This window comes from Novosphingobium sp. (assembly GCF_020852455.1).
GTDB lineage: Bacteria > Pseudomonadota > Alphaproteobacteria > Sphingomonadales > Sphingomonadaceae > Novosphingobium.
Genome location: NZ_JADZAT010000007.1, coordinates 151,601 through 164,046, shown reverse-complemented (window position 1 = coordinate 164,046; position 12,446 = coordinate 151,601). Strand labels below are relative to the sequence as shown.

Genomic DNA, 12,446 nt, shown 5'->3' with positions numbered 1-12,446 from the left:
CCCATCGGTCGATGTCATCACCGGGGTGATCAAGGCCAACCTGCCGACCCGGATCAGCTTTGCCGTGACCAGCCGGATCGACAGCCGCACGATTCTGGGCGAACAGGGCGCCGAACAGCTGCTGGGCAAGGGCGACATGCTCTACAAGCCCAACACCGATCCGATCCGCCGCGTCCACGGCCCGTTCGTTTCGGACGAGGAAGTGGAACGGATCGCCGATTTCTGGCGCGGCCAGGGCAGCCCGGAATACGTCGATTCGGTGACCGAAGAACCCGAAGACGGCAGCTTCGGCTTTGACGATCTTGACGCGACCGCATCGGACAACCCCGATGAACGCAAGTATCGCCAGGCCTGCCAGATCGTGTTCGAAAGCCAGAAGGCTTCGGCCTCTTGGCTCCAGCGCCAGATGGGCGTGGGCTACAACACAGCGGCGAAATGGGTCGAACGGATGGAAGCGGACGGTTTCGTCGGCCCCGCCAACCATGTGGGGCGGCGCGAAATCTACCGCGACAAGGACGGCAGCCCGCTTTAGAGCCTGTCCTGTTTAGCTGGAGGCATCGTCATCGCATCAGGAAGGCCGCTGGATAGGAGCGGTGTGCAGAAGGGGCTTGGGTTGCCCCTGAAAGCGACGCGACGCCACCAGAGGCCTTCCTGATGCGACCCCGCAGGGGCGGGCCGAATTTGGCCCAGCGCCGCGTTGCTCGTCGGTCACTATGCAACGGCATGGCTCCCTCCTCGCGCCTCACGCTGAGCCAAATTCGGCTCCGTGCCGACGCTTCCACCTAATCAGGACAGGCTCTAGGTCCGCTTACTCAGCCTTCTGCTCGTCGCGGCGCAATTGGCGGCTGTAGAGCCAGCCGATCCCGATCAGGCTGAAGCCCAGCGCCACAAAGCTGGCGATCCGCAGCAGTCCCTCCAGGCCCGAGGCATCGAGCAGGAAGACCTTGGCCACCGCGACCAGCATCAGCACCAGGCTGGCAATCCGCCAGTCGTGCCGCTTGCGGCGGATCCCCCACAGCAGGAAGCCCACCGCCAGGCCAATCCCCAGGATCGAGCGCAGGATATCTTCCACCTCGCTCACCCCCGGATCGACCAGCAGGGTGCCGTGGAAAGCCTGGCGCAGGCTGGCCCAGGCAAAGGCAACGACCGAGAGCATCAGCACCGGCTGCATGATCCGTCCGATCGGCCCGGCAAGGCGCGGCTGCGCCTGGCCCAGCACGTGCAGCCCCAGCGGCAGCAGCGCGAACAGCGGGGCAATCAGGTTGAGCACTGGCCAGGCGCCAACCTGCTGCGCGCTCCACAGCGGGTTGTGCAGCAGCAGGCTGTACCAGGTGACATGGAAGGCAGCGGTTGCCGCCAGCACCGCCGCGCTGCCCTGCGCGACCGTGCTGCCCGCCTTGCGCCGCAGCAGCAGCCAGCTTGCGCCCAGCAGCAGCGCCGCCCACAGCAAGCGCTGGGCCGGGCCGGTTGCGACAAAATCGGTGCCGAACAGCGCCGCGAACAGGTGGCGGTAAAGCAGGTGGACCGAAAGCAGGCCAAGAGTGCCGGCGATCAGCACCAGCCAGGGCAGGACCCGCTGCGGTACACGCTGGCGCTGGAGCCAGATCGAACCGCCCAGCAGCAGGGCCGGACCCGCGAGGCGCCGGCCCACTTCGAGTGCGGCCAGATCGGGCCGGTCAAGCAGGAAGGGGATCCCCGCGAGCGAGCGCAGCGCCTGATCGAGCCACTGGGCGATCGGCAAGGCCGCCCAGCCGATGATCAGGGCCAGCAGCGCTGCGGAACCCAGCGCCAGCAGCGGCCAGGGCCGCGTGCGGCTCCACCCGCTGACCGCGAGCAGCGCGGCAGGGGCCACCAGCGGCAGCAATTGCAGCGGCACGATTTGCGCCAGCGCGCCATAGCCCAGCAGAGCCGCGCCCACTTCGCCCAGCTGGCGTAGCGGCGTCAGGCGGGACCGCCAGGCGAAGAACGCGCCCAGCAGCGCCACCATGCCCCAGCGCGCGGCAGCCACGCCGCTCAGCGTGCCGTCACCCGTGCCGAACAGCCGCTGCCATTCGCCCGCCGGATCGCTGCCGCTGCACATCAAGAGGCCGATTGCGGCGGCAGCGAAGACCAGCGCCTGCCATTCGGAGCGGGGCTCTGCGCGGCGGGTCAGCCCGTAGAGGCCCAGTGCTGCGATTGCTGCCATCACGATCGGCAGGGTCCATCCGGGCACAACCTGCGCCAGCGCGCCATAGGCAAAGGTCATCGCGCCGAACTGGCCAAGCGTGCGCAGCGGCGCGGTGCGGGCCCGTGCGGCGCAAAGCAGCGCCAGCGCCGCCACCGCCGCCCAGCGCAGCAGCGCCAGCGGGTCTGGCCCGGCGGGACCGCTGTCGCTCAACCGCGCCCAGGCGTCCACCGGGCTATCGCCGGTGATTGCCAGCAAGGCGACGCTGGCAAAGGCAAACAGGGCCACCAGCAGATCGCTTTCGCGGCCTTCGCGCCGGGTCAGGATCAACAGAAGAGCGCCGCTCAGCGCGGCCATGACGATCGGCAGCGTCCATTCGGGGACCAGCTGCGCCAGCGCGCCATAGCTGAGCGCGGTGGTCAGTGCATAACCGGTGATCGCAATCTGCTTCGATCCGGCACGCCAGGCGAACAGCGCAAAGCCTGCGGCCAGCGCGCCCCAGCGCAGCAGCGAATCGAGCCCCAGCGGATCGAGTGCGACGCCCAGCGGCAGGCCGAATTCGCCCATCCGGCCGGTCAGCGCGGTGAAACCCAGCTGGACCAGCGCGACCAGCGACACCACGAAGCCCAGCGGCTCGATCCGCTTGTCGCCCGATGGCGGGGCCAGCAGCAACAGGGCTACCGCGATGGCCATGGTCCAGACCGGGGCTTGCCAGTGCGCGAAGGCGAACCAGGCGGCGGTTACCAGCAAGGCTGCGGCACCGGCGAACAGGATCGCCAGCCGGCTGTCGGCCTGCCGTTCGGGCACTTTCCACCCGCGCGCCGCTGCCGCCAGCAGCATGATCGCGCCGCCCAGCGCGCTCAGCGCCACGGTCAGGTCATTGGCATCGCCTGGGTGATAGACCTGCCGCAGCGCGACAATCGGCGCGGCCAGCGCGATGGCGGCCAGCTCGATCGTGCGTTGCAGCCGGGGCGGGGCTTCCCACAGCCGCACGAACAGCGGGGCGGCATGGATCGCGGCCAGCACCAGGCCGAAGGTCAGCAGCCAGCCGTGATCGGGCTGGGGCCACAGCATCAGCAGGATGAACGCCAGCGCCGCACCGATCGTCGGCACGATCGCGAAGTCACGCTCGCGCCAGGCGATAAACTGGGCGGCGGCCGCAAGCAGCGCGAACAGCCCCCAGTGGAGCGGCTGGAACCCGCCCAGCGCCACCAGCAGGCCAAGCTGGGCCGCACCCACCACCGCCGCCACCGCGCGCAGCAGTTGCCGGCCCTTGTCGGTCATGACGAACAGCGGCAGCGCCAGCGCCAGCAAGGCAACAAAGCCGCCGACCGACAAGGCTCCGACCGTTTCCAGCGCCTTGCCCATGATGATCAGCCACAGGCTCCACCCGGCGCCGCCCAGCAGCGCGATCAGCGCCAGCCAGGGCCAGCGCTGGACCCGCGCCACGCCGACCAGTCCGGCGATGGTGAAGCCCAGATAGACCGCCAGCAGCGGGACATTGGCTTCGTAGCCCAGGGTCAGCGCCGGCGCGGCAAGCCCGCCCGCCAGCCCCAGCAGCGCGGTCGGCATGCCATGCCGCAACGACAGCCACAGCGCTCCGCCGGTGACCAGTGCCAGTCCGAAGAAGGCGGTCAGCGGGGAAATCAGGCCATAGAGGTTCGCCGCCACCAGGGTTGCGGCATAGAGCGTCGATATCCCCGCGCCCGACAGCGCCTGGCTGATCCGCGGGTCGGCCACCTTTTCGCGCTGGCGCCAGGCCCATTCGGCCCCGCCGATCAGTCCCAGACCGAACAGCAGCCCGCAGACCGCCTGGACCCCGGGGGTGAAGATCCGCCCGAAGATCCCCTGGTCGATCGCATATTTGACGATCAGGATGCCCGCGATTGCCAGCGTGATCCCGCCAGCCCAGATCGGCAGGCGGCGCCCGAATAGTTCCTCGAAATTGATCGCCGCGCGCTGCATCGCGGGCGCCGGTTCCTCGCTGCGCACGGGTTCTTCCTGCCGGTCGGCTTCGGGTTCGAACTCGGGTTGGACTTCGGGTTCGGGTTCCGGCTCGACCGGCGCGGTGATCCGGCTGGCGGGAATGTCCATCGCCGCCGCGCGTACCGGTTCGGGTTCGGACTCCTCAAGCACTTCGGGGGGCAGGTCCGCGACCGGCTCAGGCTCGACCGGAAGCGGCTCGGGCTCCGGCTCCGGCTCCGGCTCCGGTTCCGGTTCCGGTTCGGGCGTCCAGGTCTCGCCCGGCTGGTAGTCCTCAACTGGTGCGGGCGGCAGCGGGGCAGCGCCGGGGCGCTTCGCATCGGTGGCGGCGAGCGCGGAATAGAGCTCCAGCTGGATTTCGTGGCGCAGCCACTTGCCCATCAGCGTCCCGGCAAATCCGCCGAGGATGAGGCCGGCCGCGCCATTGTCGGCCAGCAACATTCCGATCAGCGCCCCGGCCACTGCCGCCCACAAGACCATCGGCTACCTCTCTTGCCAAACAGCTGTCCAGCTTGGCAGGATTTGCCGCGAATGGAAGCGCTTGGCGCGTCTTTTCAGGGGGAAGCCGCTGAGCCAGCCAGCAACCCGCCATCGATGTTCAGCTCGCTGCCGGTGATATAGCCCGCCTCGTCGCTGGCCAGCAGTACGGCCAGCGCGGCGACTTCCTCGACCCGGGCAAAGCGTTTGAGCGGGGTATCGGCGACAAAGCTGGCCATGCGGGCCTCGCGATCAGGCCCGTCACCAAGCACGGCTTCCCACATCTCGGTCAGCACGGCGGCGGGGTGGATCGAATTGCAGCGGATCGCCCAGCCGTTCTGCGCGCACCACAGCGCAACCGACTTGGTATGATTGCGCACCGCGGCTTTCGAACTGGCATAGGCCGCCGCGCCGGGGATCCCGACCAGCCCTGAGCGTGACGAGATGTTGATGATCGAGCCGGTGCCCCCGGCTTTCATCGCACCGATCGCATAGCGGCAGCCCAGGAAGGTGCCATCCAGGTTGGTGGCATGAACCGCGCGCCAGTCGGCCAGGCTGGCCTGCTCGGGATCGTGCGGGCCGGGCAGGCTTTCATAGCCGGTGATCCCGGCGTTGTTGACCAGCACGTCCAGCGCCGGGACCTCGCGCGCCAGCGCGGTCCAGTCTGCCTCCTCGCGCACGTCGAGCGGCATGAACCGCGCGCCCAGCTGGTCGGCGGTACGTTGACCGGTCTCGCGGTCGATATCGGTCACGATCACCTGCGCGCCCTCGGCGGCGAAGGCGGCGCAGATCGCCCGGCCGATGCCGCGCGCGGCGCCGGTTACCAGGCACAATTTTCCCTGAAGTCGGGGCATGGAAGTTCCTTTGGAATGCAATTGGTCGGCGCGGGCCCTGGCCGGGCCGCGATGCTGATCAGATCCGCCGGGGCGGTGTCACTGGACCAAGTGCTGGAACTCCTTGCTATCAATCACGCGATAGCCGGTTCAGCCTGCCTCGCCAATCCCCAGCTCGGAGAGCTTGCGGTAGAGCGTCGAGCGGCCGATGCCCAGACGGCGGGCGACTTCGGTCATCCGGCCGCGATAGTGGCCGATCGCCAGCCGGATCACATCGGCTTCGATTTCTTCCAGCGGGCGCAGGTTGCCGTCGGAGGCATAGAGCATCACGCCGACGCCTTCCTGCAGCGGAGCCTGGCTGGCCCCGCCTTCGCCGAGCAGGTCGGACAGTTGGGGGAAATCCTCGGCAGTCAGCGCGTCGCCATCGCAGAACACTGCGGCGCGGAACAGCACCGCCTGCAGCTGGCGGACGTTGCCCGGCCAGTCATAGGCCGAAAGCAATTGCAGCGCGGCATCGGTGATCCCCAGCGGACGCAGCCCCGGCTGTTCGCCGATCCGGGCCAGGAAGTGCCGGGCCAGGGCCGGGATATCGCCCGCGCGGTCGCGCAGCGGCGGCAGGTAAACGGTGGTGCCGGATATGGCGGTCAGCAGTTCGGGCAGGAAATGCCCGCCGGCCGCCATGTCCTTCAGCGGCAGGTTCGAAGCCGCGATCAGCCGCACGTCGATCCGGAATGAATGGCGCGCGCCGATCGGGCGGACATCGCCCTTCTGGACGCTTTCAAGCAGGCGCTGCTGGACGTGGATCGGCAGGCGGTCGATTTCGTCGAGCGCCAGGGTACCCCCGTCGGCATGTTGCAGCGCACCGATGTGACGATCGAAGGCCCCCGGAAAGGCGCCTTTCTCATGCCCGAACAGCGCGCTTTCCACCGAATTGCCGGGTATCGCCCCGATGTTGAGCAGCCGGAACGGGGCCTTGGCCCGCGGGCTGGCAGCCTGCATCGCGCGGACCAGCATTTCCTTGCCGGTCCCGCTTTCGCCCTCGATCAGCACCGGTCCATGCCCGCGCGCCGCCTTGGCGGCTACCGCCAAAGCAGTGCGGAAAGCCGGCGATGCCCCGATCATCGCGTCGAAATCGGGGGTTGAGGGCATCTTTTCGGTCAGCGGCTGCAATTCATCGCGCGGGGCCTCGCGCGTCGTCGCCATCCGCAGCGCCTGCATCATCCGGTCGGGCGCGACCGGTTTGATCAGGTAATCGGTAGCGCCTGCGCGCATCGCCTCGACCGCCAGCAGCGGCGAAGCGCTGGTGGTCAGCATCAGGATCGGCAGGGCCGGGCGGCGGCTGCGCAGTTCGGCGATCAGGCTGCAGGCCTCGTCGCCCGGAACCCATTGATCAAGAATGATTGCGGAAAGCGCCATGCCCTGGCGCGTGCCCAGCGTGGCAATCGCGGTTTCGGCATCGCGGACAACCAGCGTGCGCCAGCCCTCACGCGCGGCAAGCGCCGTGATCAGCCGGCTTTGGGCCGGCTCATCGTCGATCAGCATCAACAATCGCTGTTCGATTTCGGCCATTGGCTTACGCGTATCCCCCAAGTTTCCACCCCGGGGCATAGCGCCAGACAGTAAAGAGCCGATTAAGGCTGGGCATTGACCGCAAAAAGTATCCCGAAGCCCTTGAGCCACGCGGGAACGGGCGATAGGGAAGTCCGCGAAACCGGCGTCACGCCAGAGACAGGGAACAGCACATGGCCAGCGGCAACGACTACAAGGCGCACAATGCAACCTACGAAGGCTTCCTCGGACTGGTGAAGTGGGGGATCGTGGCGACGGTGCTGGTCACCGTGTTCGTTATTTTCATGATCACCAACTAAGCCAGCGGTCCCGGCCATGCGGATCGCGGTGATGAAGGAAACCGCGAACGGGGAAACCCGGGTTGCGGCAAGCCCCGAAACGGTGAAGAAATTCATCGCCTTGGGTGCGGAAGTTGCAGTCCAGCCCGGTGCCGGGGAAAGCGCGGCCATCGCCGATGCCGACTATGCCGCAGTGGGTGCGATCCTGGCCAAGGACGCGGTCAAGGGCGCGCAGATCGTGCTGGGCGTGCAAGGCCCCGATCCCAAGGCGCTGAAGGGTGCGGCCGACGGGGCCTGGATCGTTGCCGGGCTCGATCCGTTCGGCCAGCGCGCTCGCGTAGATCTCTATGCCAAGGGCGGTTTCGAAGCCCTGGCAATGGAATTCATGCCGCGGATCACCCGCGCGCAAAGCATGGATATCCTTTCCAGCCAGTCGAACCTGTCGGGCTACAAGGCGGTGATCGAAGCTGCCAACCTCTATGGCCGCGCCTTCCCGATGATGATGACCGCGGCGGGAACCGTCAGCGCCGCCAAGTGCTTTGTGATGGGCGTGGGCGTGGCCGGCTTGCAGGCGATCGCCACCGCGCGCCGGCTGGGGGCGCAGGTTTCGGCCACCGACGTGCGCTCTGCCACCAAGGAACAGATCCTCTCGCTGGGCGCCAAGCCGATCTTCGTAGAAAGCGTCGCGGGGATCGAGGGTGAGGGTGCGGGCGGCTATGCCACCGAAATGAGCGAGGAATACCAGAAGGCCCAGGCCGAACTGGTGAGCAGCCACATCGCCAAGCAGGATATCGTGATCACCACCGCGCTGATCCCGGGGCGCGCCGCTCCCCGGCTGATCAGCGATGCGCAGATCGCCAGCATGAAGCCGGGCAGCGTGATCTTCGATCTTGCCGTGGCGCAGGGCGGCAATGTCGAGGGATCGAAGCCCGATCAGGTGGTGGAGAAGCACGGCGTCAAGATCCTGGGCTATTCGAACACCCCGGCGCACCTGGCGGCGGATTCCTCGGCACTGTTCGCGCGCAACCTCTACAACTTCCTCTCCGCGTTCTGGGACAAGGAGCAGGGGAGGCCCGTGCTGGACGAGGAAATCGGCGATGCGATCCGGCTGACCCAGGGCGGGAAGGTTGTGAACGCGAGGCTGCTGGGGTGAGGGCAAGCGAACTGGAGCCTCCCCGGAACGGGGAGGGGGACCACGCGAAGCGTGGTGGTGGGGACTCGCGGTTTGTAGCAAGGCCTGCGGTCAAGCACGCGCGCCAATTGCGACGTGAAATGAGTTTGCCTGAGCGCCTGCTGTGGCAACAGCTGCGCTTGCGACCGGCTGGCCTGAGATTTCGCCGCCAGCATCCTATTGGGCCATATATTGTCGATTTCTACTGTTCCTCGGCCCGCATGGCCGTGGAGATCGATGGCATTTCGCACGATATGGGCGACAATCCGGCGCGCGACATCGAGCGAACCAATTTCTTGAAGGAAAACGGGCACAGGGTCCTGCGGGTATCTGCGCAGCGCGTTCTCAGTGATGTCGTCGGCACTGCCGAAGCCATCGCCGCGCGTGCGGAGAATCCCCACCACCGTCCTGCGGACGGTCCCCCTCCCCGTACCGGGGAGGCTAAGTAGTGGACTTCATCTCAATCCTCTCGATATTCGTAATGGCCTGTTTCGTGGGTTATTACGTCGTCTGGTCGGTTACTCCGGCACTGCATACGCCCTTGATGGCGGTGACAAATGCGATCTCCTCGGTGATCATCGTCGGGGCGCTGATCGCGGCGGCGGCGGCAGGTAGCGCAGGCTCGAAGTGGCTGGGGCTGCTGGCGGTGGTGCTGGCCAGCGTCAACATCTTCGGCGGCTTTGCGGTGACGGCGCGGATGCTGGCGATGTACAAGAAGAAGGATCGCTAAGACGATGTGCGAAGAAGCGATCCCCGGTGGCTGCGCCCAAGTGGCCGACGCCATGACTTCCGCGGCTAACGCAGCGCTGCCCCATGCGGCAACGCCGGCTTGGGCGATGCTCGCCTATCTTGCCTCGGGCGTGCTGTTCATCCTGGCGCTGCGCGGGCTTTCCAGCCCCAGCACCAGCCGGGCGGGCAACCGTTATGGCATGATCGGGATGACGATTGCGATGGTGACCACGCTGGTCACGCACATTCCCGTCATTCCCGGTACCGAGCCCGATGAGTTCTATAACGCGGTCTATTGGGATTTTGCCTCGTTTGGCGAAATCCTCGCCGCGATCGCTATCGGCGGCGGGATCGGCTGGGTGATTGCGCGCCGTATCGCGATGACCGACATGCCGCAGCTGGTCGCCGCGTTCCACTCGCTGGTCGGCCTGGCGGCGGTGCTGGTTGGCTGGGCAGCCTATTTGAATCCCGAAGCTTTCGGGATTCTTGGCGCAGACGGTCAGATCAATCCGGTCTCGCGGCTGGAGGCGGGCCTGGGCATTGCCATCGGCGCCATCACGTTCAGCGGCTCGGTGATCGCCTTCCTCAAGCTGGCCGGCAAGATGAGCGGCGCGCCGATCCTGCTGCCACTGCGCCATGTCATCAACCTGGGTACGCTGATCGCGATCCTCGGCCTGACCGGCTATTTCATGACCGACCAGTCGCTGTGGGTGATTGCCACGATCACCGTGCTGGCCTTCCTGATCGGCTTCCTGCTGATCATCCCGATCGGCGGGGCGGACATGCCGGTGGTGGTGTCGATGCTCAACTCGTATTCGGGCTGGGCGGCGGCGGCGATGGGCTTTACGCTGCACAACACCGCGATGATCATAACCGGGGCGCTGGTCGGCTCATCGGGTGCGATCCTGTCCTACATCATGTGCAAGGCGATGAACCGCGGATTCCTTTCAGTGATCGCCGGCGGCTTCGGGGCGGAAGCCGGCCCGGCGGGTGAAGCGAAGGAACAGCGCCCTTGGAAGCGCGGCAGCGCCGAGGACGCGGCCTATATGCTGGGCGAGGCCGAGAAGGTCATCATCATCCCGGGCTATGGCATGGCGGTCAGCCAGGCGCAGCACGCGCTGCGCGAAATGGCCGATCTGCTGAAGGCCAAGGGCGTCGAGGTGAAGTACGCGATCCACCCGGTCGCGGGCCGCATGCCCGGGCACATGAACGTGCTGCTGGCCGAAGCCAACGTCCCCTATGACGAGGTGTTCGAGCTGGAAGACATCAACAGCGAATTCGCCACCGCCGACGTCGCCTTCATCATCGGCGCCAACGACGTGGTCAATCCGGCCGCCAAGACAGACAAGTCATCGCCGATCTATGGCATGCCGGTGTTCGACGTGGACAAGGCCAAGCAGGTGTTCTTCATCAAGCGCTCGATGGGCGGGGTCGGCTATGCCGGGGTCGATAACGACGTGTTCTACATGGACCAGACCCTGATGCTGCTGGCCGACGCCAAGAAGATGGTCGAGGATATCAACAAGGGCCTGGCGCACTAGCGTGGCCGGTGGCGGCCCAAAACTCGACCGGGTGCTGAGCCCGGCCGAAGTGCTGCTGCTGACGCTATCAGCGCTGTCGCCGGTGCTGTCGGTGTTCCTGGGCGGGAATGCCGTGCTGCATCTGGCGGGCACCGGGGCGGCGCTGGCCTTCATCGCCGGCGGGGTGGCGTCGGCGCTGATGGCGCTGCTCTATGCCGAACTGGCCGCGGCCCATCCCGGCGCGGGCGGGGCCTATCCGGCGCTCTATGCATTGCTGGGGCCGCGCTGGACCTTTCCCTATGTGATGCTGCGGATGGTCTATATCTTCCCGATGCTGGCCTTCTTCGCGGTCGGCTTCGGGTCCTATGCGCGCACCATGCTGCCGGGCATTCCGGTCGAGGCGCTGTCGCTGGTGGCAATCGCGCTGGCGGCCACGATCGCGCTGTTCAATGTCAAGCGCAGTTCGCACGTAGTAGCGTTGTTCCTGGCGGTGGAACTGGTTGCACTGCTGGTGCTGGCGGGGGTGGCAGCGCTGCACCTGCAGCGCCCGCTGGCCGAAGTGCTGGCCCATCCGGTCATGCTGAAGGCCGGGGCGATGGTCGCCACCGATCCCTGGACCATGGCGCTGGCCTTTGTCGCCGGGGCATCGATGTGCGCCGGGGCCGAATGGGCGATGTATTTTGCCGAGGACATGGCCGATGCCCAGCGCCGGATCGGGCGGGTGGTGGCCTGGGCCGGGCTGCTCGCCGCGCTGACCATTGCGGTGCCGATGGTGCTGGTGGTGCTGGCGATCGACGATTTGCCGCAAGTGCTGGCGGCCGAAGCGCCGCTGGCCGAATTCCTGTCGCGCAGTGCCGGGCCATGGGTGGGCACGCTGGTGTCGATCGGGGTGGTCGCCGCAATCTTCAACGCGATCGTCGCCGCCATGCTGGGCCTGTCGCGGCAACTGTTCGCGATCGGGCGCGACGGGGCCTTCCCGCCGGCGATCAACCGCCTGCTTTCGACCCTGCACCCACGCTACCACTCGCCAACCTGGGCCGTGCTGGTGCTGGCCGTGCTGGGCGGGCTGTGTGTCCTGCTGGGTGAAAAGCGGCTGGTGCTGTTCGTTAGCGGCAACTTTTCGGAATTCCTGCTGATGGCGCTGGCGGTGATCGCCGGGCGCAGGCTGGCCGATACGGGCAGCTTTCGCGCGCCGCTGCATCCCTTGCTGCCGATTGGCAGCCTGGCCATGGCGGTGCTGGTGGTGGCGGCCAACTGGGCCGATGCCGAAACCGCGCGGCTTTCGATGGGGATCCTGCTGGGCACTTTCGTGATTGCGTTCATCTGGCATGAAGCACGGGTGCGGCAAGGGAAGGATCCGATCCGACTCAAGGGTACCGACATTGAAGACTGACCGCCTGCTGCTGCCTCCGATGCTGCTGCCACCGTTGCTAACGATCGCCGCCTGCACTCCCAGCAAGATCGCCTATGGCTCGGTCAAGAGCGCGATGACCGATGCTGGCCTGTCTGATGCCAATGCTGCCTGCATGGCTTCGCGCATGACTGACCGGCTGAGCCTGATTCAGCTCAACAAGCTGCGCCAGCTCAAGGGCGAAAAGCGCAGCCTGGCCGACTATGTTGATGCAGTACGCCGGGTTGGCGATGCCGAGGCACTGTCGGTCACCGCCAGCAGCGCTGCGCTGTGCGCCACGGGGCTGGCTAAAGAGAAGAAATAGCATCGCG

11 protein-coding genes are annotated in these 12,446 nt (G+C 66.9%); 8 read left to right on the top strand and 3 right to left on the bottom strand.

Translation table 11 applies throughout. From position 1 onward, the window contains the following. Positions 1-532, top strand: a 532-nt coding sequence (locus IT549_RS03260; RefSeq protein WP_292969924.1) for a DNA translocase FtsK, incomplete at its 5' end; no start/stop codon positions are given. A gap of 276 nt (positions 533-808) precedes the next feature. Here IT549_RS03260 and IT549_RS03255 read toward each other — a convergent pair. From IT549_RS03255 to IT549_RS03245, 3 genes are all read right to left on the bottom strand, one after another. Next, positions 809-4,627 (bottom strand): DUF2339 domain-containing protein, encoded by a 3,819-nt coding sequence (locus IT549_RS03255; protein ID WP_292969922.1) that lies wholly within the window; start codon positions 4,625-4,627, stop codon positions 809-811. 74 nt (positions 4,628-4,701) lie between these two features. Beyond that, on the bottom strand, positions 4,702-5,478 hold the full coding sequence (locus IT549_RS03250; RefSeq protein WP_292969920.1) for an SDR family oxidoreductase: 777 nt from the start codon (positions 5,476-5,478) through the stop codon (positions 4,702-4,704). Between the two features lie 129 nt (positions 5,479-5,607). Then, the gene (locus IT549_RS03245) at positions 5,608-7,026 is read right to left on the bottom strand and encodes a sigma-54 dependent transcriptional regulator (RefSeq protein ID WP_292969919.1); all 1,419 of its coding nucleotides are present in this window, start codon (positions 7,024-7,026) and stop codon (positions 5,608-5,610) included. Positions 7,027-7,199: 173 nt separating this feature from the next. Between IT549_RS03245 and IT549_RS03240 the strand changes: the two genes are divergently transcribed. From IT549_RS03240 to IT549_RS03210, 7 genes are read left to right on the top strand one after another with little or no spacing between them, the layout of a single operon-like run. Further along, the gene (locus IT549_RS03240) at positions 7,200-7,325 is read left to right on the top strand and encodes an aa3-type cytochrome c oxidase subunit IV (protein WP_292969918.1); all 126 of its coding nucleotides are present in this window, start codon (positions 7,200-7,202) and stop codon (positions 7,323-7,325) included. A 16-nt stretch (positions 7,326-7,341) separates the two neighbouring features. Next, positions 7,342-8,457, top strand: a complete 1,116-nt coding sequence (locus tag IT549_RS03235; RefSeq protein ID WP_292969917.1) for an NAD(P) transhydrogenase subunit alpha — start codon at positions 7,342-7,344, stop codon at positions 8,455-8,457. After that, complete coding sequence (locus IT549_RS03230) at positions 8,454-8,924, top strand: endonuclease domain-containing protein (protein ID WP_365776086.1); 471 nt, start codon at positions 8,454-8,456, stop codon at positions 8,922-8,924. The genes IT549_RS03235 and IT549_RS03230 overlap by 4 nt, the downstream gene beginning before the upstream one ends. Beyond that, complete coding sequence (locus IT549_RS03225) at positions 8,924-9,205, top strand: NAD(P) transhydrogenase subunit alpha (RefSeq protein WP_292969916.1); 282 nt, start codon at positions 8,924-8,926, stop codon at positions 9,203-9,205. The genes IT549_RS03230 and IT549_RS03225 overlap by 1 nt, the downstream gene beginning before the upstream one ends. A 52-nt stretch (positions 9,206-9,257) precedes the next feature. Beyond that, on the top strand, positions 9,258-10,745 hold the full coding sequence (locus IT549_RS03220) for an NAD(P)(+) transhydrogenase (Re/Si-specific) subunit beta (RefSeq protein ID WP_292969915.1): 1,488 nt from the start codon (positions 9,258-9,260) through the stop codon (positions 10,743-10,745). A gap of 1 nt (position 10,746) precedes the next feature. After that, on the top strand, positions 10,747-12,117 hold the full coding sequence (locus IT549_RS03215; protein WP_292969914.1) for an APC family permease: 1,371 nt from the start codon (positions 10,747-10,749) through the stop codon (positions 12,115-12,117). Further along, positions 12,107-12,439 carry a hypothetical protein gene (locus tag IT549_RS03210; protein WP_292969912.1) on the top strand — a complete coding sequence of 111 codons (333 nt, stop codon included), beginning with the start codon at positions 12,107-12,109 and terminating at the stop codon, positions 12,437-12,439. The genes IT549_RS03215 and IT549_RS03210 overlap by 11 nt, the downstream gene beginning before the upstream one ends. The last annotated feature ends 7 nt before the right edge of the window (positions 12,440-12,446 follow it).

What these genes read in the sequence shown, in the direction of transcription:
- IT549_RS03240 (WP_292969918.1), top strand. Translation starts at nt 7,200, where the DNA reads ATGGCCAGCGGCAACGACTACAAGGCGCACAATGCAACCTACGAAGGC.
- IT549_RS03255 (WP_292969922.1), bottom strand. Translation starts at nt 4,627, where the DNA reads ATGGTCTTGTGGGCGGCAGTGGCCGGGGCGCTGATCGGAATGTTGCTG.
- IT549_RS03250 (WP_292969920.1), bottom strand. Translation starts at nt 5,478, where the DNA reads ATGCCCCGACTTCAGGGAAAATTGTGCCTGGTAACCGGCGCCGCGCGC.
- IT549_RS03245 (WP_292969919.1), bottom strand. Translation starts at nt 7,026, where the DNA reads ATGGCCGAAATCGAACAGCGATTGTTGATGCTGATCGACGATGAGCCG.
- IT549_RS03220 (WP_292969915.1), top strand. Translation starts at nt 9,258, where the DNA reads ATGACTTCCGCGGCTAACGCAGCGCTGCCCCATGCGGCAACGCCGGCT.
- IT549_RS03235 (WP_292969917.1), top strand. Translation starts at nt 7,342, where the DNA reads ATGCGGATCGCGGTGATGAAGGAAACCGCGAACGGGGAAACCCGGGTT.